Genomic DNA, 22,302 nt, shown 5'->3' on the forward strand with positions numbered 1-22,302 from the left:
TAAAAAGTGATGACCATGAGGGTCAAAGCAAAATTCTGGACGCTTACTTTAAGCGTCCTTTTTTCGTTATTAGCATTAAATGCTGTCGGGGATTTTATAAAACAAACAACGATAGCAAAGGTGGCTAAAATTTATGGAGAAGATGCAAGAAGAAGGGCATCGGCATTAAATTCTTTAATGACTTCATTGCAAGATGCAACCGAACAAGAGAAATTAATAAAAGTAAATGATTTTTTTAACTCTTTTAGGTGGGTTGATGATATGCAACTTTGGCATAAAAAAGATTACTGGGCTACCAGAATGGAATTTGTAGGAAAAGGCGCTGGTGACTGCGAAGACTACGTTATCGCAAAGTATTTCACCCTAAAGCAACTTGGAATTCCAACTCAAAAATTATACTTCACATACGTTAAAGCCTTAAGATACAACCAAGCACATATGGTTTTGGCATATTATGATACACCAAAGTCTATTCCATTAATTTTAGACAACATAAATGGTAAAATAAAAATCGCAACTCAAAGAACAGACCTTGTGCCAGTTTATAGTTTCAACGGTGATTCGCTATACTTGGCAAAACAAGAAGGTCTTGGTCAGGCAATACCAGGTGGAAATAAAAAACAAAATCCTAAGTGGATGGAACTAATAGATAGGATAGGAAAAGAGGATTTATGACGCTATTTAAACAGATTATGATCGCTGTGATAGCTTTTGGCATCGTGATTTTTATGGCTGTTGGCTACTTAAATTTTAAGAGCCTAAATGGATACATCAACGACCAGCTCGGTGAAAACGCAAGGCACACAGCAAACTCACTTGGACTTGCTTTAAAGCCGATAGTTGATCCTGAGGATATGTCTCTGGCACAAACGATGATAAATTCTATGTTTGATAGCGGCAGATACAAGCTCATTAAACTTGAAGATGTCGATGGTAAGGTGCTCATAGAAAATTCTCAACAAACTATCGTTAAAGATATCCCTGAGTGGTTTTATAAGATCGCTAAATTTGAAGCACCTGTTGCAACTAGCGAGATCATGACTGGCTGGGCTAAATTTGGCACACTCTATGTTCAAGGTAGCACAGCACTTGCTTACAACGAGCTTTACTCAAACTCAAAAAATATTTTTAACTTTCTAGCTTTAATGATCATCATCGCTCTTGTCGTGGCGTTTTTTGCTCTTAAGGCGATATTTAGACCACTTGTTAAGGTGCAGGATCAAGCTGAAGCGATACTTGATAATAAATTTATCATCCAAAAGAGAATTCCATTCACAACAGACCTTAAAAAGATGGTGCTCGCCATGAACTCGATGGTTAGCAAGGTTCAAGACATATTTGAAAGAGAGGCGGCTACGCTTAGCAAGTATCAAGAGCTTTTATATAAAGACTCTATGAGCGGTACTTACAATAGAAGATTTTTCCAAACTAAATTTAGCGAGTATTTAGCAAGTGAAGAGTATTCAAGCGGTGTTGCTTCGCTTGTTAGCTTTAAAGATCTAGCAGGGCTAAAAGGCGTTCTTGGCTTTGAAAAATGGCAAAGTGTCATCATAAAAATAGCCCAAATTTTACAAGAAAAATCAACCGAAAATGACCAAAATGCGATCGTTGCAAGGCTAAATGACAACGATTTTATCTTGCTTTCTTACGGTAAAAACTCATCAAATTTCTCAGCTTTAGACGATAAGATCATGGCTGAGTTTAAAAAACTCTATGCAAATTTCTCTATAAATGATAGCGAATGCCCAGTCAATGCTGCTATTGTCGAGTACTCGCCAAGCACTGACATGAGGACACTACTTACATCAGCTGACGTTACTTTGGCTAGCGCAAGACTAGCCGGCTGCTTTACTTGCAAAGAATTTAATGCAAATCAAAACACCTTAGTCATCGGCAAAGAGAAATACAAAGAGCTTATTTTTGACTCTATAAAAGAGGATAAATTTAAATTTGCAGCTCAAAAAGTAGTTGGTTTTGACTCAAACTTTGAGCAGTATGAACTTTATCTAAGGCTCGTTGATAGCGAGGGCAAATGGCGTATGGCATCATACTTTATGCCAATGGTAAATGAGCTAAATTTAGGTGCGATGCTCGATCTTCATATCCTAAATAGGATCGCTAGAATTTTGCCTGAAAATATCTTACCTCAAGGAAGCTTAGCGATAAATTTGGGTAAAGAGATACTAAGCTCGGATGAAAATTTCTCAAAACTTGAAGCTACTCTTAAGAAAATCGCTCAAATTTCAAAATCTAAAAACTATATAGAAATTCCAAACAAAGACGATATTAGTATCGAAAGTATAGTTAGACTTACTAAAAAATTAAAAGAACTCGGCTTTGGTTTTGGATTTGATCACTTTGATCTTAATGCAAAAGGCATTGAGAAGCTAAAAGAATTTAATCCAGACTACGTAAAGATCCAGTCAAGCGTCTTAATCGACTTTTTAAGTGATAAATCAGGAGCAAACACAAAACAATCACTAGATGTTGTTTTAAGCTCAAAAGATATCATTTTGATTGCGATTGGTGTTGAGAGTGAAGAGCAAAAGAGTAAGCTAATTGAGCTTGGCATTAAAAATATGCAAGGAATTTACATAGATGAAATCAAAAATATTGGATGATAGATGCATAGCGATAAGATAAAAGACGAACTGCTTCAATGTTTGGTGATCTTTACCAAACTTCATAACAACCCATATAGTGCCGATGCTTTGACTATCGGTCTGCCTGTAAAAGATGGCGAAGAGATCGAGCTTTTTTCACTAAAGAGCTCGAAGTCTTTATTTTCTCGTGCAGCTTCACGTGCTGGCTTTGCATCAACGCTTGTCAGAAAAGACCTTGATCAAATTTCGCCTTTAGTTTTGCCTTGTATCTTGATGCTTAGAGGCAAAAAAGCTTGCATCTTGCAATCTTTCAGCGAAGACAAAAAGATGGCAAACATCATCACGCCCGATCTTTCAACTGGTACTAGCACGATAGAAACAAGCAAGCTAAAAGATGAGTATCTAGGCTATGCTTACTACCTAAAACGTGAATTTGTCCCAGAAGATACAAGCTCGACAAAGCTTATCGACGCTGGTAATGATCACTGGTTTTGGGGCACTTTAAAGCGCTCTAAGAAAATTTACTTTGACGTCGTGATAGCAAGTTTTATCATAAACTTATTTGTCCTTGCAAGCCCACTCTTTACTATGAACGTCTATGACCGCGTTGTGCCAAATAACGCAGTTGAGACACTTTGGGTTCTAGCGCTTGGCGTGAGCGTCGTTTATGGCATCGATCTATTTTTAAAATTTGTTCGTTCGTATTTTCTTGAGATCGCAGGCAAGAAGAGCGATATCATTATGAGCTCGATCTTGTTTGAGCGCGTCATGGATATGAAATTTAGCAATAAGCCAAAGTCGGTTGGTTCATTTGCTAGCAACTTAAAAGAATTTGACACAGTTAGAAATTTCTTCTCATCTGCGTCACTTGCTGCCATTGTTGATCTACCATTTGCGTTAATCTTCTTGATAGTTACCTACTTTATAGGAAGCTACCTTGTGCTTGTGCCTATCGTTATCATGATAGCTATTTTGTGCTACACATTTTTTATAAAAGACCCACTTCAAAACGCGATCAAAAGCACATTTGAGGCTTCAGCTATGAAAAATGGAATTTTGATAGAGAGCCTTAGCAGCTTAGAGACCATTAAAACTCTTGGTGCTAGCGGACACGTGCAGTGGAACTGGGAGGAGGCGACTGGCGAGATAGCAAACAGAAGTATCAAATCAAAAATAATCACTACTTCGATCACAACCGTGACTTCATTTTTGGTGCAGTTAAACACTATCGCTATCATCGTTCTTGGCGTTTATATGATACAAGATACGCACCTTACTATGGGTGGTTTGATCGCTGCTGTTATGCTTAGTTCTCGTGCGATCGCCCCTATGGGTCAAGTAGCCTCACTAGCTGCAAATTTCGAGCAGACAAAGACAGCTTATCAAAGCCTTAGTAAGATCATGCAGATGCCAGTTGAAAGGCCTGAGGGCAAGAAATTTGTTAGAAGAAATTCTTTTGAGGGCAAGATAGAGTTTAAAAACGTTAGCTTTACATATCCAGATACTACAAAAGGCTCACTTGATAGGATAAATTTTGTCATTCAGCCAGGTGAGAAAGTAGGCATCATCGGTAGAAATGGCTCTGGTAAGACAACACTGCAAAAGATAATCCTAGGCCTTTATGCACCGACTGAAGGCTCAGTGCTAATCGATGGTATAGATATCAACCAGATCGACCCAGCTGACCTTAGAAGAAATATCGGCTACGTACCACAAGATGTTGTGCTATTTAAAGGAACAGTTAGAGAAAATATCGTGCAAAAAGCTCCATACGTTGATGATATGCAGATCATCAAGGCTGCAAAAGTGAGCGGCGTGGACGAGTATGTAAATGCTCACCCGCTTGGATTTGACATGCCAGTATTTGAAAGAGGCGATGGCATAAGTGGTGGTCAGCGCCAAAGTATAGCTGTGGCAAGGGCATTTTTGCTTGATAGTCCTATCATCTTGCTTGATGAGCCTACAAATTCACTAGACAACACAGTTGAGAGCAAGCTAAAAGCAAATTTAAAGGTAAATACCGTAAATAAAACTATGATTTTAGTAACTCACAGAACATCGATGCTCGATCTTGTTGATAGGCTCATAGTGATGGATAACGGCAAAATTTTACTAGATGGTCCAAGAGACGAAGTTTTAGCTAGACTTAGTGGGAAGTGATTATGCAAGAAGATATAAAAAATCAACAAAATGAAAATTTAAAGCCAGACGAAAAGCCAGTTCAAAAAAGCGACATAAAAGATCAAGAGAGCGCTGGAGATCAAATTTTAAATAGCGTAGATGGCATCAAGTCAAACATCCAAGCAAAAAACTACGATGCTTATGACTTGAAATTTATGTCAAGCCTCTCAGAAGCAGTTTTGGCAAAAGCTCCATCAACCTCAAAAAAGATACTTTATGCAGTTAGCATAACTGTATTTTGGCTACTTCTTTGGGCTTCGTGGGCGCAGATAGATGAGATAACAAGAGGTAGTGGCAAGATCATCCCATCAGGCAAAAACCAAGCGATACAAAACCTTGAGGGTGGTATCGTAGATCAAATTTTTGTAAAAGAGGGCGATGAGGTTAAAAAAGATCAAATTTTAATCAGGCTTGATAATAAAAACTTTACAAGTAGCTACGGCGAGTCAAAGCTAAGACTTGATGAGCTTCAGGCTAAATTTATGAGGCTTGATGCTGAAGCAAATGATAAAGAATTTGACTACAACGAAACAAGAGATGCGAACAATAGCAAGGCTGTAAGATACGAGATAAGCTTGCATAACTCAAACATCGATCACCTAAATGAGCAAATAGGAATTCTAACAGAGCAGATCCATCAACGCCAAAGTGAGCTAAATGAGCTTAGAAATAAAATTTCTCAAACTCAAAATAGCTACAACCTTGTTTTAAAAGAAAAAGCTATCATGGAGCCTATCTTTAAAAAAGGCCTTGTTAGTGAGGTCGAGTATATCCAGCTTCAAAGACGTGTAAATGACCTAAAGGGCGAGCTTGACGCATCTGTGCTTGCTGTACCAAGGGTCGAATCAACCATAAAAGAGGCAAAAAATAAGATAGAAGAGGCAAAGCTGGCATTTAAAAATAATGCAAAAAAAGAGCTGAACGAAGTCTCTGCTGAGATCGCAAGGATAAACGAGTCGCAAATCAGCCTAAGCGACAGGGTTGAAAGAACCTATGTAAGATCTCCGGTAAATGGTATCGTTAGTAAGATGATGGTGCATACAGTCTCTGGCGTTATCAAGCCTGGTGAAAACATAGCTGAGATCGTCCCACTAGAAGATAAGCTCATCGCTGAGGTAAAGGTCAAGCCAGCTGACGTTGCATTCTTAAGACCTGGACTTGATACGATGGTTAAATTTACGGCGTATGATTTTAGTATTTATGGCGGCTTAAAAGGCAAAGTAACGCAGATCAGTGCCGATACTGAGACAAATGAAAAAACAGGCGAGAGCTACTATCTAGTCAGGATAGAAACTGAGAAAAACTATCTTGGCAGCGAAGAGAAGCCACTTAGGATCAAGGTTGGTATGATAGTTTCAGCCGATATCATCACCGGTAAAAAGACAATACTTGACTATCTGCTAAAACCTATCTTAAAAGCAAAACAAAACGCTTTAACGGAGCGATAATGCAAAAATCAGCTAGCTTTGAGCGAAATTTTAGCGAATATCAAATTTCAAGAGCAAAGCTGGCTGAGGAATTTGTCATTTTAAATGATGGCAAAATATGCGATCTAATCGGAAGAGAGGTCGTTAAATTTCTCTTTAAAGACTGTGAAAAAAGCTTTGATGAGATGATAAATTTAAAAAAAGAAGAGCACATCAGCTTAGCTGGGCTAAAGATAGAGGATGAGCTAGTAAGCAGCATCAAGATATCAATTAGCGGCTACGATGAAAACAGCGACAGCTTGGACTTTGATCTAAATTTACTATCTCTTAGCGTGCCATATAGATACGCCATATCAAATGGTTGTTTTGAGATGAGTATCTTTTTAAAAGAAGACAAAGAAGTGGTTGAGAAATTCTTATCCACTTTTAGTTATAAATTTGAGGCAAATAGTGGCAAGGAACGCTACTTGATCGTTTTCGTAAATGAGTCAAAAATTTACGAGCAAACCTATATGTGACATAAGGAAATATGGTTATGAATGTGGTTTTTTTTACTCAAAATGGTTCGCTTAATAATCTTTGGCGAGGGTATTTTTCAGATGACGATGTGAAATTTACTCATAATAAAAAGGATTTTTTTGCAAATTTAAACGACGAGGTCGATATCGTCGGTATCGATACAAATGCTTTTAAAGATAGCCTTGATGAAAATATAAAAACCATTCATGAAAGTTTTCCAAATATAAAATGTCTAATCCTTGCAAACGAACCAAAATTTAGTGAAGGCAAACATCTGCTGGCTCTTGGTGTCAAAGGATATGCAAACTCACACATGAGAAAGACACACTTTGAAGATGCCTTTGAGACGATTTTAAATGGCAAAGTTTGGCTTTATCCAGAATTTATCCAAGCGATGATCGGAGAACTAACTGGCTCATATATAAATAATGAAAGTGAAACTTTAGAGAAAAAGTCTGATCTAAGCGAGCTTAGCTCACGCGAAAAAGAGATCGCAAACTTAATCTACCAAGGTCTAACAAACAATGAAATTTCAGAGCAAACAGGCATTACTTTAAGGACGGTAAAGGCGCACACTACGTCGATTTACAGCAAGCTAAATGTGAAAGATAGAATAGGTCTTGTGCTTTTAATGAAGCAGCTGCATGTGTAAAATTTTGCTTCTTTTCTTTTTTGTTTCTTCTCTTTTTGCAAATAATTTTGAAATTTCTCCAAAAAATATATCTCAATGTAAAAATCAAATTTGTAAAAATATCCTAAACCACTATGCAAATTTTATGAAAAAAATAGAACACGAAAGCTTTATAAGAAAGCTGGAGCTCATAAATTCATACCTAAATTCTTTGATGCCAAGATATGATGATTTTTACAATACAAATGTCGATGTGTGGAGCACTAGGGGTGAGTTTTTAAGGCGAGGTGGCGGAGACTGCGAAGAGTACGCGATATCAAAGCGCGATAGCCTAAAAGATCTTGGCGTGGATAATCAAAAATGCCTTCTGGTTGTTCAAGAAAAAAATACAAAAAAATATCATATGGTGCTAGCTGTTTGGGAAAATTTACACAAAGAGCCTTTGATACTAGATAATCTAAGCTTTAGAGTTTTGCCACTTTCGAAGCGCTATGACTTGGTGCCAGAGTATTGCTTGATGGATGGGAAATATTTTAAGATAAAAAAAGATGGTATAAATTTAGAGCCAGTGAATATAAGAATGCAAACTTACGAAAATTTGATAAAAAAGGAAAAAGAAGAGAAATTTTGGAAGAATTAATCTTCCAAGTCGATGTCTATTTTTTCAACATTTGTTGTAATATCTTTAGTATTTTTCTCAATGTTGTGTTTATTTTTCTCGATTAGTGATCTGTTTTGACCTATAAGGTCTCTATTTTCTTTAATACCATCACTGTTTTGCTCGATCATTTTGCTTAGCGTTGCTATCTTTTTTTCATAGCGGATCATTAAGAAATAGATCACGTAAATTAGCAGTAAAATTACCGCCCAAGGTAAAAATTGCATATTAAATCCTTTGTAATTTTTCGTAATTATAGAAATTTTAGCTTTTAAAAAAAATAAAACTATGAAAATATGAAATTTTGTATATGTAAAATTTATTTTTTATTTTTGTTAAAAATGGCTCAGTCTAGCGGGTGTTTTTGAAATTTTTTATAAATTCTATAGATTTTTGATTACAAAAAATTAGATAAAATATTTTTCAAAATCTCCTTGACTTTTATTTTATTTTGGGCTATAATTGCCACTTCACAAAACAGGTGCTGGTGTAGCTCAGTTGGTAGAGCTACTGCCTTGTAAGCAGTGGGTCGGCGGTTCAAGTCCGTTCACCAGCTCCATTTTGTAACAGTGTTTGACCAGAAAATACCAAAATAACTTATTAATGTTTAAGGTGAGATACTCAAGCGGCCAACGAGGGCAGACTGTAAATCTGCTGACTATGTCTTCCGTGGTTCGAATCCACGTCTCACCACCATGTTATGCGGGAGTAGCTCAGTTGGCTAGAGCATCAGCCTTCCAAGCTGAGGGTCGCGGGTTCGAGCCCCGTTTCCCGCTCCAAAATTTGGGAAAGTAAACTGGGAGCTGTATCTAGATTTTACTAAACACAGTTATTCCATCTTTATTTTCATGAATTTTTAGTTGTTTGTATGTTGATTAAAATCATCTCAGCCAAGCGTTTTTCGCTCATATGGCTCAGAGGTAGAGCACTTCCTTGGTAAGGAAGAGGTCGCGGGTTCAAGTCCCGCTATGAGCTCCACTGGTTTATATGATTTTATATTACTATACGAATTTGAATTTAGATAAAGACACATATCATAACGGAGGAAAAGATGGCTAAAGAAAAATTTTCACGCAACAAGCCACACGTAAACATAGGCACTATCGGTCACGTTGACCATGGTAAAACTACTTTAACAGCTGCAATATCTGCTGTTCTTTCACGCAAAGGTCTTGCTGAGCTAAAAGATTATGATAATATTGATAATGCTCCAGAAGAGAAAGAGCGTGGTATTACAATTGCTACTTCACACATTGAGTATGAGACAGAAAAACGTCACTATGCTCACGTTGACTGCCCAGGCCACGCCGACTATGTAAAAAACATGATTACTGGTGCTGCCCAAATGGACGGCGCTATTCTAGTTGTTTCTGCAGCAGACGGCCCAATGCCACAAACAAGAGAGCACATCTTGCTATCTCGCCAAGTTGGTGTTCCTTATATCGTTGTTTTCATGAACAAAGCAGATATGGTTGATGACGCTGAGTTACTTGAACTAGTTGAAATGGAAATTCGCGAACTACTTAACGAGTACAACTTCCCAGGTGATGATACTCCAATAGTTTCTGGTTCAGCACTTAAAGCTCTTGAAGAGGCAAAAGCTGGACAAGATGGTGAATGGTCAGCAAAAATTATGGAACTAATGGATGCGGTTGATAGCTATATCCCAACTCCAGTTCGTGCTACGGACAAAGATCTTCTTATGCCAATCGAAGATGTTTTCTCAATTTCAGGTCGTGGTACAGTTGTAACAGGTAGAATTGAGAAAGGTGTTGTTAAAGTTGGTGACACAATAGAAATCGTTGGTATCAAACCTACGCAAACAACAACAGTTACTGGTGTTGAGATGTTTAGAAAAGAGATGGATCAAGGTGAAGCTGGCGATAACGTTGGTGTTCTTCTTCGTGGTACTAAAAAAGAAGACGTTGAACGTGGTATGGTTCTTTGCAAACCTAAATCAATTACTCCTCACACAAAATTTGAGGGTGAGGTTTATATCCTAACTAAAGAAGAGGGCGGTCGCCATACTCCTTTCTTTAACAACTATAGACCACAATTCTATGTAAGAACAACTGACGTTACTGGTTCTATTACATTACCAGAAGGCACAGAGATGGTTATGCCAGGTGATAACGTAAGAATTTCTGTTGAGCTTATCGCTCCAGTTGCACTTGAAGAGGGTACTCGTTTTGCTATCCGTGAAGGTGGTAGAACTGTTGGTTCAGGTGTTGTTTCAAAAATACTTGGTTAATTTATAAAATTATGCCAAAGGGGAAAACCCTTTGGCTTTCTATAAGGAATATATATATGAGAATTAAAATCGGTTTAAAATGCTCTGAGTGTGGTGATATCAATTATACTACTACAAAAAACAGTAAAACCACTACAGATAAGGTTGAGCTCAAAAAATATTGCCCAAGATTAAAAAAACATACTGTTCATAAAGAAGTTAAGTTAAAAAGCTAATTAAGAATAAGTAGCTATTAGGGCAATAGCTCCAACGGTAGAGCGCTGGATTCCAAATCCAATGGTTGGGGGTTCGAATCCCTCTTGCCCTGCCACAATTAAGGTTAAGATTATGGAAAAATTTATAAATTATATAAAGCTATCTAAATTGGAAATAATGAAAGTTATCTTTCCTACTAAAGAACAAATTAGAAATGCTTTTATTGCAGTTTTTATCGTGGTCGCTGTTGTTTCACTTTTTTTAGCTCTTGTTGATGTTATTATGTCCTTTGTTCTTTCTAAAGTTATATAGGATAAGGAAAAATAATGTCACATAAATGGTATGCTATACAAACTTACGCTGGTAGCGAAATGGCAGTAAAAAGAGGAATTGAAAATTTAGTTAGAGATCATGGTATCGAAGATCAACTAAAAGAAGTTATCGTTCCTACAGAAGACGTAATAGAGATAAAAAACGGTAAGCAAAAAATTAATGAAAGAACTCTTTACCCTGGATATGCTTTTGCATGTTTAGATCTTGATACAGCTCTTTGGCATAAGATTCAGTCTTTGCCAAAGGTTGGACGTTTTATCGGTGAGGCTAAAAAGCCTACACCGTTGACTGAAAAAGATATAAATACTATCTTGGAGAAAGTTCAAAAAAGAGCGGCACCAAAACCTAAAATATTTTTTGAGGATGGTGAAAGCGTTCGCATAACAGAAGGTCCTTTTGCTAACTTTACAGGTATCGTTGAAGAATACGATATGATACATGGTAAGCTTAGACTCAATGTTTCTATTTTTGGTAGAAGTACCCCTGTTGATATTTTGTATTCACAAGTTGAGAAGATAATTTAAGGAGCAAGAAATGGCTAAAAAAGTTATAGGTGAAATAAAATTACAAATTGCCGCAACAAAAGCAAATCCTAGCCCGCCAGTTGGTCCAGCATTAGGACAAAAGGGCGTTAATATTATGGAATTTTGTAAAGCCTTTAATGAAAAAACAAAAGATATGGTTGGATTTAATATCCCAGTTGTTATTACTGTTTATGCTGATAAAAGTTTTACATTTATCACAAAGCAACCACCTGCTACGGACCTTATTAAAAAGGCTGCAGGTATAACAAAAGGAACAGATAATCCTTTAAAAAATAAGGTAGGTAAATTGACAAAAGCTCAAGTTTTAGAAATTGTTGAGAAAAAACTTGTTGATTTAAATACAAATGATAAAGAGCAAGCAGCTAAGATTATTGCTGGTTCAGCTCGTTCAATGGGTGTCGAAGTAGTAGACTAAAACCTTTACCGTCAGGTTGATTTTCAAAAGACGGAAGCAATTTATATGCGGAGAAATTTATGGGAAAAACTAGTAAGAGATTTCAAGAATTGCTCAAAAAAGTAGAGCAAGATAAAATTTATAACCTTAGCGAGGCTATCGATACAGTTAAAACTCTAGCTTCTGCTAAATTTAATGAGACAGTTGAGATTGCGTTAAAATTAAACGTTGATCCAAGACATGCAGATCAAATGGTTCGTGGTTCTGTTGTTTTGCCAGCTGGTACAGGCAAAGTTGTAAGAGTTGCTGTTATAGCAAAAGACGCTAAAGCTGATGAGGCAAAAGCTGCTGGAGCTGACATGGTTGGTGCTGATGATCTAGTTGAGGATATCCAAAAGGGTATAATGAACTTCGATGTTCTTATAGCTACTCCAAATTTAATGGGTCTTGTAGGTAAAGTTGGTAGAATTTTAGGACCTAAAGGTTTAATGCCAAATCCAAAAACTGGAACAGTTACAATGGATGTTGCACAAGCTGTTAATAATGCAAAAAGTGGACAAGTAAATTTCCGTGTTGATAAGCAAGGAAATATACATGCAGGTCTTGGCAAGGTCAATTTTACTAAAGAACAATTAAATGAAAATATTTCAACATTTATTAAAGCTATTAATAAACATAAACCTGCGACTGCAAAAGGTAGATATGTAAAAAATGCTTCATTGTCTTTAACAATGAGCCCTTCTGTAACTCTTGATACTCAAGAAGTTATGGATTTAAAATAATAATTTAGAGAAATTTATATCTTAGATTGGAGATAGCCGAGGCCATTGGGCTTAATTGATTCGACCCGCTCTGCTTGAAATTACCGGTCGGAAAGGAGAAAAAGTGACACGTAACGAAAAAACTGAAGTTGTTGCAAAATTAGAGAGTGAATTTAAAACTGCTGAAGCTATTGTAGTTTGTGACTATCGTGGTCTTTCAGTTAAAAAACTTGAAGTTTTAAGAAATTCTGCTAAAGAACAAAATGTAAAAGTTCAAGTTATTAAAAATACTCTTGCGAATATTGCTCTTAAAAATTCTGATAAAGTCGGAATGGAACTCAAAGATACAAACATCTATCTTTGGAGTGAAGATCAGTTAGCAGTAACTAAAGTAGCCGCAAAATTTGAAGAGTCAAATTCTGATCTTTTCAAAATTAAAACAGCTTATATTGATGGCGAAGTTGCAAGCGTTGATAAAGTTAAAGCTCTATCTAAAATGCCTAGCCGTGATGAGCTTATTGCGATGCTTTTGCAAGTTTGGAATGCGCCAATTCAAAATTTCACAATTGGTTTGAATGCGCTTAAAGAGAAAAAAGAACAATCAGCTTAATTAAATTAAAAAAATAATAAGGATTAAAAATGGCAATTACAAAAGAAGACGTATTAGAGTTTATATCTAATCTTTCTGTACTTGAACTTAGCGAACTTGTAAAAGAGTTTGAAGAGAAATTTGGTGTTAGCGCAGCTCCTGTAATGGTAGCTGGTGGTGCAGTTGCTGCTGGTGGTGCAGCTGCTGCTGAAGAGAAAACAGAATTTAACATCGTTCTTGTTGATTCTGGTGATAAGAAAATCAACGTTATTAAGGTTGTTAGAGCACTTACAGGTCTTGGTCTTAAAGAGGCTAAAGACGCAGTTGAAGGAACTCCATCTGTTCTTAAAGAAGGCGTTAGCAAAGACGAAGCTGAAGCAGCTAAAAAAGAGCTTGAAGAGGCTGGTGCTAAGGTTGAACTTAAATAATTTTTTATTATTTAGGCTTAATATTTCAAGAGAGAGCAGAGGCTCTCTCTTTTTTAAATTTTAGATGCCTTGTTAAAAGGCTATACTTTTCTTTCAAAATTACCACGAGGTAGATGCAATGTTAAATAGCTTATACTCAGGAAATCGTCTTAGAGTTGACTTCTCTAATGTCGTTAAAGAGATAGACGTTCCGAACCTACTACAACTACAAAAAAAGAGCTTTGATAATTTTTTAAATCTAAATAACAATCAGACAGAAAGCGGTATCGAAAAAGTTTTTAAGTCGATTTTCCCTATACATGATCCGCAAAATCGTTTGACTTTAGAATATGTTAGCTCAGAGATTGGAAAACCAAAATATACAATTAGAGAGTGTATAGAAAGAGGTCTTACATACTCTGTAAATTTAAAAATGAAAATACGCCTTATTGTCCATGAAAAAGACGATAAGACTGGTGATAAAGTTGGCGTTAAAGATATAAAAGAGCAAGAAATTTTTATACGTGAAATTCCGTTGATGACAGATAGAATTTCATTTATTATAAATGGCGTTGAGCGTGTTGTTGTAAATCAACTTCATAGAAGCCCTGGCGTTATCTTTAAACAAGAGGAGAGTGCAACTGTTGCAAATAAACTTATCTATACAGCTCAAATAATCCCAGATCGCGGATCTTGGTTGCACTTTGAATATGATACAAAAGATATTTTATATGTCAGGATAAATAAGCGCAGAAAAGTGCCTGTAACTATCTTGTTTAGGGCATTAGGATATAAAAAGCAAGACATTATTAAGCTATTTTATCCGATACAAAATTTGGTTATTAAAAATAATAAATTTTTAACTCTTTTCAATCCAGAGGATTATCTAGGAAGAGTTGAGTATGATATAAAAAATGAAGATGGAGAGATTCTTCACCAAGCTGGCAAGCGTCTAACAAAGAAAAAAGCTGATAAATTAATCGAAGATGGCGTTAAATTTGTCGAGTATCCGATCGAAGCACTTATAGGTAGATATTTGGCAAACCCTGTGATAAACACAGAAAGTGGCGAAATTTTATATGACACACTATCTGCTCTTGATGAGAATAAACTTGCAAAAATTTTAGCTGAGCATGAAAGTATCGAGATCATAAACAACTCTGCTGCCGGTGTTGACGACGCTATCATAAATTCATTTATCGCTGACAACGATATGCTTAAAGTTTTAAAACAAACTGAGGGCGTTGATGATGAAAATGATCTTGCTGCGATTAGAATTTACAAGGTCATGAGACCTGGCGAGCCGGTAGTTAAAGAGGCTGCAAAAAGCTTTGTAAATGATATATTGTTTAACCCTGAAAGATATGACCTAACAAAAGTTGGTCGTATGAAGATGAACCACAAGCTCTCGCTTGATGTGCCAGAGTATGTTACCTTGCTAACTAGTGAAGATATCATCAAAACTGCAAAATATCTTATAAAAGTTAAAAATGGACAAGGTCACATTGACGACCGCGATCACCTTGGTAACCGCCGTATAAGATCTATCGGTGAGCTACTTGCTAGTGAGCTACACCTTGGTTTTGTTAAGATGCAAAAGGCTATCCGTGATAAATTTACAAGCCTGAGCAACAATACTGACGAGATCATGCCGTATGATCTTATCAATCCAAAAATGATCACAGCGACAATTATGGAATTTTTCACTGGCGGTCAGCTAAGTCAGTTTATGGATCAGACAAACCCACTTAGTGAGGTTACACACAAGCGCCGTCTATCTGCACTTGGCGAGGGTGGCTTAGTAAAAGAGCGTGCCGGCTTTGAGGTGCGTGACGTTCACCCAACTCACTACGGCAGAATTTGTCCGGTTGAGACCCCAGAAGGTCAAAATATCGGTCTTATAAACACTCTTTCAACTTATGCAAAAGTAAATGACCTTGGCTTTGTTGAAGCGCCATATAAAAGGGTTGTCGATGGCAAGGTGACTGATGAGATAGTCTATCTAACTGCAACTCAAGAAGAGGGCAATGTTATCGCTCCAGCATCAACTAAACTTGATGAAAACGGACATATCGTTGAGGACTTGATCGAGGTTAGAAAAGAGGGCGAGATGATGCTTGCTCGTAGAGAAGATGTTACCTTGATCGACCTTTGCTCTGGTATGATAGCTGGTGTTGCAGCTTCACTTATCCCATTCCTAGAGCACGACGACGCTAACCGTGCGCTTATGGGTTCTAACATGCAGCGTCAAGCTGTGCCACTACTTCGTTCAACTGCCCCTATCGTTGGAACAGGTATGGAGAGTGTTATTGCAAGAGATGCTTGGGAGAGTGTAAAAGCAAAACGAGGCGGCGTGGTTGAAAAGGTTGATAATAAAAACATCTTTATCCTTGGTGAAGATGAAGCTGGTCCATATATCGATCACTACTCTTTAGAGAAAAATTTAAGAACAAACCAGAATACGACATTTTCACAACACCCGATCGTTAAAAAAGGTGATGAGATCGTTGCTAATCAAATCATAGCTGATGGTCCAAGTATGGAAAAAGGCGAGCTAGCTATCGGTAAAAACGCGCTAATCGCATTTATGCCTTGGAACGGATACAACTACGAGGACGCGATCGTTATTAGTGAAAAAATGATACGTGAAGATGCCTTTACAAGCGTTCATATCTACGAAAAAGAGATTGAGGCTCGTGAGCTAAAAGACGGCGTTGAAGAGATAACAAAAGATATACCAAACGTCAAAGAAGAGGAGCTTATGCACCTTGATGAAAGCGGTATCGTTAAAATCGGTACAGAGATCAAGCCTGGCATGATCCTTGTTGGCAAAGTATCTCCAAAAGGCGAGGTTAAGCCAACTCCAGAAGAAAGACTACTACGTGCGATCTTTGGTGAAAAAGCTGGTCACGTGGTAAATAAATCGCTCTATGCTTCTGCTTCAATGGAAGGCGTGGTTGTTGATGTTAAAATTTTCACTAAAAAAGGCTATGAAAAAGATAGCAGAACAAACAAGGCTTATGAAGAAGAGAAGACACTTTTAGAAAAAGAGCACCACGATAGACTGCTTATGCTAGACCGTGAAGAGATGCTAAAAGTTACAGCACTTCTTTCTAAAAACCCGCTAGCGAGCGATCAAGAGGTAAATAAAAAAGAGTATAAAAAAGGCTCAAAGATCAACAAAGCTGACTTTGAGAATATCAATAGATTTACCCTAAATGCTATCGTAAAGAGCTTTTCAAAAGATATTCAAAAGAAATATGATGAGCTAAAAAATTACTTCCAAAATGAGAAGAAAAAGCTCAAAGAAGAGCACGACGCTAAGATAGAAATTTTAGAAAAAGATGACATTTTACCAAGCGGCGTTGTAAAACTTGTAAAAGTTTATATAGCTACAAAACGCAAACTAAAAGTTGGCGATAAGATGGCTGGACGTCACGGTAACAAAGGTATCGTTTCAAATATAGTAAGAGAAGTCGATATGCCGTATCTTCCAAGCGGTCAGATCGTTGATATAGTGCTAAACCCACTAGGCGTTCCAAGCCGTATGAACATCGGTCAAATTTTGGAGAGCCACCTTGGTCTTGTTGGCTACCGCTTAGGCGAGCAGATCAATGAAATTTTTGAGACCAAAAAAGGCGAGTGGATAAAAGAGCTAAGAGCTAAGATGATAGAGATCGCAAGCGTCGCTAAGCTAATGGACGCTAAAAAAGCTCTTGGTAAGATGAGCGATGAGAAGCTTCTTGAGTATGCAAAAGATTGGAGCAATGGCGTAAGATTTGCAACTCCGATTTTTGAAGGCGTTAAAGCTGACGAATTTGCAAAACTATTTGAGATGGCAAAGATAGATAGCGACGGCAAAACTGAGCTATATGACGGACGCACAGGCTCAAAGATAAGAGAACGCGTTAATGTTGGTTGTATGTATATGCTAAAACTTCACCACTTGGTTGATGAAAAAGTTCACGCAAGAAGTACTGGACCATACAGCCTTGTTACACAACAACCAGTCGGTGGTAAGGCGCTATTTGGTGGTCAAAGGTTTGGTGAGATGGAGGTTTGGGCACTTGAGGCTTATGGTGCTGCTCATACACTAAGAGAGATGCTAACTGTAAAATCAGACGATGTTGAGGGAAGACTCTCTGCTTACAAAGCTTTAACAAGAGGTGAAAACGTTCCTGAGACTGGTATCCCTGAGACGTTCTTTGTTCTAACAAACGAGCTAAAATCACTAGCTCTTGATGTGGAAGTATATGATGAGGATGAGACAAATGAAACTAACTAATTTAAAACCAGTTGAGATAAAAGAAGAGCATAGACCTCGTGATTTTGAAGCTTTCCAACTTCGTTTAGCAAGTCCTGAGAAGATAAAATCTTGGAGTTATGGCGAGGTTAAAAAACCAGAAACTATCAACTACCGCACGCTAAAACCTGAGCGTGACGGCTTGTTTTGTGCCAAAATTTTCGGACCGATCCGTGATTATGAGTGTCTTTGTGGTAAATATAAAAAGATGCGCTACAAAGGTATCAAGTGCGAAAAGTGCGGCGTTGAAGTAACAACATCTAAAGTTCGTCGTTCTCGCATGGGTCACATCGAGCTTGTAACTCCAGTGGCTCATATCTGGTATGTAAATTTCTTGCCAAGCCGTATAGGTGCGCTTCTTGGTATCAAGATGAAAGACCTTGAACGCGTACTTTACTATGAAGCATACATTGTTGATAATGCTGGCGAGGCTTATTATGACAATGAAAATTCTAAAAAAGTTGAAAAATATGACGTTTTAAACGAGGAGCAATATCAAAGCCTAGCTTCAAGATATGAAGAAACTGGCTTTAGCGCTAGAATGGGTGGCGAGGTCATTTATGATATGCTAGCTGAGCTTGATCTAACTCAAATTTTAAATCAGCTACAAGAAGAGATGGAGGCTACAAATTCTGAGGCCAAGAAAAAGACTATCGTAAAACGTTTAAAGGTTATCGAGAGCTTTTTAAATTCAGGCAACCGCCCAGAATGGATGATGATAACAAATTTACCAGTTCTTCCGCCTGATCTTAGACCTCTTGTTAATCTTGATGGTGGTAAATTTGCTGTTTCAGACGTAAATGATCTATATCGCCGTGTAATAAATAGAAATAGCCGTCTAAAACGCTTACTTGAGCTTGACGCACCTGAGATCATTATCAGAAACGAAAAGAGAATGCTTCAAGAGGCTGTTGATGCGCTATTTGACAATGGCCGTAGAGCAAATGCGGTAAAAGGTGCAAATAAACGACCACTAAAATCACTAAGTGAGATCATCAAAGGTAAGCAAGGCCGCTTCCGTCAGAATTTGCTAGGCAAGCGTGTTGATTTCTCTGGACGTTCTGTTATCGTCGTTGGTCCAAAGCTTAAAATGGATCAGTGCGGTCTTCCAAAGAAGATGGCTTTAGAGCTATTTAAGCCACATTTGCTTGCTCGCCTTGAAGAAAAAGGCTATGCGACAACTGTTAAGCAAGCTAAAAAGATGATAGAAGATAAGACAAATGAGGTTTGGGAGTGCTTAGAAGAGGTCGTTAAAGACTATCCAGTTATGCTAAACCGTGCTCCGACACTTCACAAGCTTTCTATCCAGGCGTTTCACCCAGTTCTTGTTGAGGGCAAGGCGATCCAGCTTCACCCACTAGTTTGTGCGGCGTTCAACGCTGACTTCGACGGTGACCAAATGGCTGTTCACGTGCCACTATCTCAAGAGGCTATCGCTGAGTGCAAAATTTTGATGCTTAGCTCAATGAACATCTTGCTTCCTGCAAGTGGTAAGGCCATCACAGTCCCTTCACAAGATATGGTTTTAGGAATTTATTACCTAAGCTTAGAGAGAAACGATGAAAAAGGTGCAAATAAAATTTTCTCAAGCGTCGATGAAGTAATGATCGCTGAAGAGGCTAATACACTTGGCCTTCACGCTAAAATCAAAACAATGGTTGATAACAAGATCATCTTTACAACAGCTGGTCGCTTGATCTTAAGAGCGATACTTCCTGATTTTGTCCCTGAAAATATGTGGAATAAGATCATGAAGAAAAAAGATATTGCAAATTTGGTTGATTATGTTTATAGAAATGGCGGCCTTGAAGTAACGGCTGACTTCCTTGATAAGCTTAAAAATTTAGGCTTTAGATATGCTACAAAAGCGGGAATTTCTATCTCTATCGCAGACATCATCGTGCCAGATAGCAAGCAAAAATATATCGATGAAGCTAAGAAAAAAGTTCGTGAAATTCAAAAGCAATATGGCGCTGGTCTTTTAACAGATAGTGAGAGATACAACAAGATTATCGATATCTGGACAGATACAAACAATAGCGTTGCAAGCGAGATGATGAAGCTTATCCAAAGTGATAAAGGTGGATTTAACTCAATTTATATGATGGCAGACTCAGGTGCAAGAGGTAGTGCAGCGCAAATTCGCCAGCTAGCTGGTATGCGTGGTCTTATGGCAAAACCAGACGGCTCGATTATCGAAACACCGATCATTTCAAACTTCCGTGAAGGTCTAAACATAATGGAGTACTTCAACTCAACCCACGGAGCTAGAAAAGGTCTTGCTGATACCGCGCTAAAAACTGCCAACGCTGGTTACCTAACAAGAAAGCTAATCGACGTTGCTCAAAACGTTAAAGTCACAATGCACGACTGCGGTACGCACGAGGGTGTTGAGATCACAGATATCACAGAGAGCGGCGAGCTAATCGAAAGCCTTGAAGAGAGGGTACTAGGCCGTGTTTTAGCAGATGATGTGATCGATCCTATAACAAATGAAATTTTGTTTAGTGAAGGCACATTGCTTGATGAGGAGAAAGCTAAGGCAATAACAGAAGCTGGCATAAAATCAGTAAGCATTAGAACACCTATCACGTGCAAGGCGCCAAAAGGCGTTTGCGCAAAATGCTACGGCTTAAATTTGGGCGAGGGCAAACTTGTAAAACCAGGCGAGGCTGTCGGTATCATCTCAGCTCAATCAATCGGTGAGCCAGGTACTCAGCTAACGCTAAGAACGTTCCACATTGGTGGTACGGCTTCTACTGAGCAGCAAGATCGTCAAGTCATTGCTCAAAAAGAGGGCTTTATTAGGTATTACAACCTTAGTACATACGAGAACAACGGCAAGAAAATCGTTGCAAACAGAAGAAGTGCGGCTGTACTACTTGTTGAGCCAAAGATAAAATCAACAATCGATGGTAAAATCGAGATCGAATATGCTCACGAAGACGTAAATATCGTTATCAAGGGCAAAAAAGAAGAGATCAAATATACCATCAGAAGAAACGACCTTGCTAAGCCAAACGAACTAGCTGGCGTTAGCGGCAAGATCGAAGGCAAGATGTATATCCCTTATGCAAATGGCGATAAGGTAAAAGAGAATGAGAGTATCGTTGAGATAATAAAAGAGGGTTGGAACATTCCAAATCGTATCCCATATGCTAGTGAGCTTAAAATTTCAGATGGCGATCCAGTAACTAGAAAGATCACAGCAGATGCAAATGGTGTGGTTAAATTTTTCATACTAAAAGGTGACTTCCTTGATAGGCTAAAAGATATCAAAAAAGGTCACAAAGTAACTGAAAAAGGCTTCTTTGTTGTCGTTTCTGACAAGGATGGACGTGAGGCAGTTCGCCACTACATCCCAAGAAATTCTATCATCCAAGTATCAGACAATGATGCGGTAGAAAGAGCGACAGTAGTCTCACTACCTGAAAAAGATGACAAGCTAATAATCGCTGAGTGGGATCCATACTCAACTCCAACTATTGCAGAAGAGGCTGGTGTGGTTAGCTTTGAAGATGTCGAGCCAGGATATAGTGCGACTGAGCAAGCTGACGAGGCAACTGGTCAAAGACGTCTTGTTATCAACGAATATTTGCCAAGTGGCGTAAAACCAGCGATCATTATCACTACAAAGAGCGGACATTTGATCAAGTATCCACTTGATCCAAAAACTGCGATCTTTGTTTCAAGTGGCGATGAAGTAGCCCAAGCTGACATTTTGGCTAAGACTCCAAAAGCTGTTGCTAAGTCAAAAGATATCACCGGTGGTCTTCCAAGAGTTAGTGAGCTATTTGAGGCAAGACGCCCTAAAAATACAGCCATCGTTGCTGAGATCGACGGCGTTGTTAGATTTGACAAGCCACTTCGCTCAAAAGAGCGCATCATCATCCAAGCAGAAGATGGCACGACAGCTGAGTATTTGATCGAGAAGAGCCGCCAGATCCAAGTAAGAGACGGCGAATTTGTTCATGCTGGTGAGAAACTAACAGACGGACTTATCTCAAGCCATGATATCTTAAGAATTCTTGGTGAAAAGGCACTTCACTACTATTTGATCAGCGAAATTCAGCAAGTTTATCGTCGCCAAGGTGTTGCGATCGCTGATAAGCACATCGAGATCATCGTCTCTCAAATGCTTCGCCAAGTCAAAATCGTCGATAGCGGAAATACAAATTTCATCGTTGGCGACATGGTTTCAAGAAACAAATTTAAAGAAGAGAACGAGCGCATCATGAAAATGGGTGGCGAGCCAGCTATCGCTGAACCGATCCTTCTTGGTGTTACAAGAGCAGCTATCGGAAGTGATAGTGTGATCTCTGCTGCGTCATTCCAAGAGACAACTAAGGTCTTAACAGAAGCGTCAATCGCTGCTAAATTTGACTATCTTGAAGATCTAAAAGAGAACGTCATCCTTGGACGTATGATCCCAGTTGGTACTGGTTTTTACAAAGATAAAAAGATAAAGATCAAAGAAAACTAATATATTAAGCCCCGCATCTGGG

The 22,302-nt window shown here is 38.2% G+C and carries 18 protein-coding genes and 5 tRNA genes; 22 read left to right on the forward strand and 1 reads right to left on the reverse strand.

The features are described 5' to 3' along the window. The first annotated feature begins 15 nt into the window (after positions 1-15). From CVS89_RS03805 to CVS89_RS03835, 7 genes are all read left to right on the forward strand, one after another. On the forward strand, positions 16-675 hold the full coding sequence (locus CVS89_RS03805; RefSeq protein ID WP_012001497.1) for a transglutaminase-like cysteine peptidase: 660 nt from the start codon (positions 16-18) through the stop codon (positions 673-675). Next, a complete protein-coding gene (locus CVS89_RS03810; protein ID WP_012001498.1) occupies positions 672-2,621 on the forward strand; it encodes a bifunctional diguanylate cyclase/phosphodiesterase in 1,950 nt (649 codons plus the stop codon). Before CVS89_RS03805 ends, CVS89_RS03810 begins: the two co-directional genes overlap by 4 nt. Before the next feature lie 3 nt (positions 2,622-2,624). Further along, positions 2,625-4,763, forward strand: a complete 2,139-nt coding sequence (locus CVS89_RS03815) for a type I secretion system permease/ATPase (protein ID WP_002941147.1) — start codon at positions 2,625-2,627, stop codon at positions 4,761-4,763. Positions 4,764-4,765: 2 nt separating this feature from the next. Further along, on the forward strand, positions 4,766-6,232 hold the full coding sequence (locus CVS89_RS03820; protein ID WP_021085491.1) for an HlyD family type I secretion periplasmic adaptor subunit: 1,467 nt from the start codon (positions 4,766-4,768) through the stop codon (positions 6,230-6,232). Further along, positions 6,232-6,729, forward strand: coding sequence for a DUF5416 family protein (locus CVS89_RS03825; protein WP_107847749.1), 498 nt, complete (start codon positions 6,232-6,234; stop codon positions 6,727-6,729). Before CVS89_RS03820 ends, CVS89_RS03825 begins: the two co-directional genes overlap by 1 nt. 17 nt (positions 6,730-6,746) lie before the next feature. Beyond that, positions 6,747-7,382, forward strand: a complete 636-nt coding sequence (locus CVS89_RS03830; RefSeq protein ID WP_103614743.1) for a response regulator transcription factor — start codon at positions 6,747-6,749, stop codon at positions 7,380-7,382. 124 nt (positions 7,383-7,506) lie between these two features. Beyond that, complete coding sequence (locus CVS89_RS03835; RefSeq protein WP_223227820.1) at positions 7,507-8,001, forward strand: transglutaminase-like cysteine peptidase; 495 nt, start codon at positions 7,507-7,509, stop codon at positions 7,999-8,001. Here the strand turns inward: CVS89_RS03835 and CVS89_RS03840 are convergent. Beyond that, positions 7,998-8,246, reverse strand: coding sequence for a hypothetical protein (locus CVS89_RS03840; protein ID WP_002941090.1), 249 nt, complete (start codon positions 8,244-8,246; stop codon positions 7,998-8,000). The two genes, CVS89_RS03835 and CVS89_RS03840, sit on opposite strands and share 4 nt — an antisense overlap. 256 nt (positions 8,247-8,502) lie before the next feature. Between CVS89_RS03840 and CVS89_RS03845 the strand changes: the two genes are divergently transcribed. From CVS89_RS03845 to rpoC, 15 genes are all read left to right on the forward strand, one after another. Then, positions 8,503-8,578: transfer RNA gene (locus CVS89_RS03845), tRNA-Thr, on the forward strand. Positions 8,579-8,630: 52 nt separating this feature from the next. Further along, positions 8,631-8,715: transfer RNA gene (locus CVS89_RS03850), tRNA-Tyr, on the forward strand. Between the two features lie 6 nt (positions 8,716-8,721). Next, positions 8,722-8,798 (forward strand) — tRNA-Gly (locus tag CVS89_RS03855). Between the two features lie 124 nt (positions 8,799-8,922). Further along, a tRNA-Thr gene (locus CVS89_RS03860) sits at positions 8,923-8,997 on the forward strand. 73 nt (positions 8,998-9,070) lie between these two features. Continuing rightward, positions 9,071-10,270, forward strand: a complete 1,200-nt coding sequence (gene tuf, locus CVS89_RS03865; RefSeq protein ID WP_002941132.1) for an elongation factor Tu — start codon at positions 9,071-9,073, stop codon at positions 10,268-10,270. 56 nt (positions 10,271-10,326) lie between these two features. Further along, on the forward strand, positions 10,327-10,485 hold the full coding sequence (gene rpmG / locus CVS89_RS03870) for a 50S ribosomal protein L33 (RefSeq protein ID WP_002941157.1): 159 nt from the start codon (positions 10,327-10,329) through the stop codon (positions 10,483-10,485). 19 nt (positions 10,486-10,504) lie between these two features. Next, positions 10,505-10,580 (forward strand) — tRNA-Trp (locus CVS89_RS03875). A gap of 17 nt (positions 10,581-10,597) precedes the next feature. Next, complete coding sequence (gene secE, locus CVS89_RS03880; protein ID WP_002941070.1) at positions 10,598-10,777, forward strand: preprotein translocase subunit SecE; 180 nt, start codon at positions 10,598-10,600, stop codon at positions 10,775-10,777. 11 nt (positions 10,778-10,788) lie between these two features. Beyond that, the gene (gene nusG, locus CVS89_RS03885; RefSeq protein ID WP_180385147.1) at positions 10,789-11,322 is read left to right on the forward strand and encodes a transcription termination/antitermination protein NusG; all 534 of its coding nucleotides are present in this window, start codon (positions 10,789-10,791) and stop codon (positions 11,320-11,322) included. 10 nt (positions 11,323-11,332) lie between these two features. Next, positions 11,333-11,758: a 50S ribosomal protein L11 gene (gene rplK / locus CVS89_RS03890; RefSeq protein ID WP_002941145.1), complete on the forward strand. Its 426-nt coding sequence runs from the start codon at positions 11,333-11,335 to the stop codon at positions 11,756-11,758. Positions 11,759-11,817: 59 nt separating this feature from the next. Next, positions 11,818-12,519, forward strand: a complete 702-nt coding sequence (rplA, locus tag CVS89_RS03895) for a 50S ribosomal protein L1 (protein WP_103633136.1) — start codon at positions 11,818-11,820, stop codon at positions 12,517-12,519. Between the two features lie 103 nt (positions 12,520-12,622). Then, positions 12,623-13,108, forward strand: a complete 486-nt coding sequence (gene rplJ / locus CVS89_RS03900) for a 50S ribosomal protein L10 (RefSeq protein WP_009294520.1) — start codon at positions 12,623-12,625, stop codon at positions 13,106-13,108. 29 nt (positions 13,109-13,137) lie between these two features. Next, the gene (rplL, locus tag CVS89_RS03905) at positions 13,138-13,515 is read left to right on the forward strand and encodes a 50S ribosomal protein L7/L12 (RefSeq protein WP_012001504.1); all 378 of its coding nucleotides are present in this window, start codon (positions 13,138-13,140) and stop codon (positions 13,513-13,515) included. 118 nt (positions 13,516-13,633) lie between these two features. Further along, complete coding sequence (rpoB, locus tag CVS89_RS03910) at positions 13,634-17,779, forward strand: DNA-directed RNA polymerase subunit beta (RefSeq protein ID WP_107847750.1); 4,146 nt, start codon at positions 13,634-13,636, stop codon at positions 17,777-17,779. Then, positions 17,766-22,280, forward strand: coding sequence for a DNA-directed RNA polymerase subunit beta' (rpoC, locus tag CVS89_RS03915; protein WP_002941087.1), 4,515 nt, complete (start codon positions 17,766-17,768; stop codon positions 22,278-22,280). The genes rpoB and rpoC overlap by 14 nt, the downstream gene beginning before the upstream one ends. The last annotated feature ends 22 nt before the right edge of the window (positions 22,281-22,302 follow it).

This window comes from Campylobacter concisus (assembly GCF_003048615.2).
Taxonomy (GTDB): domain Bacteria; phylum Campylobacterota; class Campylobacteria; order Campylobacterales; family Campylobacteraceae; genus Campylobacter_A; species Campylobacter_A concisus_C.

Bases quoted from the DNA above. Each gene is read 5' to 3' on its own strand.
- CVS89_RS03805 (WP_012001497.1), top strand. From the start codon at position 16: ATGAGGGTCAAAGCAAAATTCTGGACGCTTACTTTAAGCGTCCTTTTT.
- CVS89_RS03810 (WP_012001498.1), top strand. From the start codon at position 672: ATGACGCTATTTAAACAGATTATGATCGCTGTGATAGCTTTTGGCATC.
- CVS89_RS03815 (WP_002941147.1), top strand. From the start codon at position 2,625: ATGCATAGCGATAAGATAAAAGACGAACTGCTTCAATGTTTGGTGATC.
- CVS89_RS03820 (WP_021085491.1), top strand. From the start codon at position 4,766: ATGCAAGAAGATATAAAAAATCAACAAAATGAAAATTTAAAGCCAGAC.
- CVS89_RS03825 (WP_107847749.1), top strand. From the start codon at position 6,232: ATGCAAAAATCAGCTAGCTTTGAGCGAAATTTTAGCGAATATCAAATT.
- CVS89_RS03830 (WP_103614743.1), top strand. From the start codon at position 6,747: ATGAATGTGGTTTTTTTTACTCAAAATGGTTCGCTTAATAATCTTTGG.
- CVS89_RS03835 (WP_223227820.1), top strand. From the start codon at position 7,507: ATGAAAAAAATAGAACACGAAAGCTTTATAAGAAAGCTGGAGCTCATA.
- CVS89_RS03840 (WP_002941090.1), bottom strand. From the start codon at position 8,246: ATGCAATTTTTACCTTGGGCGGTAATTTTACTGCTAATTTACGTGATC.
- tuf (WP_002941132.1), top strand. From the start codon at position 9,071: ATGGCTAAAGAAAAATTTTCACGCAACAAGCCACACGTAAACATAGGC.
- rpmG (WP_002941157.1), top strand. From the start codon at position 10,327: ATGAGAATTAAAATCGGTTTAAAATGCTCTGAGTGTGGTGATATCAAT.
- secE (WP_002941070.1), top strand. From the start codon at position 10,598: ATGGAAAAATTTATAAATTATATAAAGCTATCTAAATTGGAAATAATG.
- rplK (WP_002941145.1), top strand. From the start codon at position 11,333: ATGGCTAAAAAAGTTATAGGTGAAATAAAATTACAAATTGCCGCAACA.
- rplA (WP_103633136.1), top strand. From the start codon at position 11,818: ATGGGAAAAACTAGTAAGAGATTTCAAGAATTGCTCAAAAAAGTAGAG.
- rplL (WP_012001504.1), top strand. From the start codon at position 13,138: ATGGCAATTACAAAAGAAGACGTATTAGAGTTTATATCTAATCTTTCT.
- rpoB (WP_107847750.1), top strand. From the start codon at position 13,634: ATGTTAAATAGCTTATACTCAGGAAATCGTCTTAGAGTTGACTTCTCT.
- rpoC (WP_002941087.1), top strand. From the start codon at position 17,766: ATGAAACTAACTAATTTAAAACCAGTTGAGATAAAAGAAGAGCATAGA.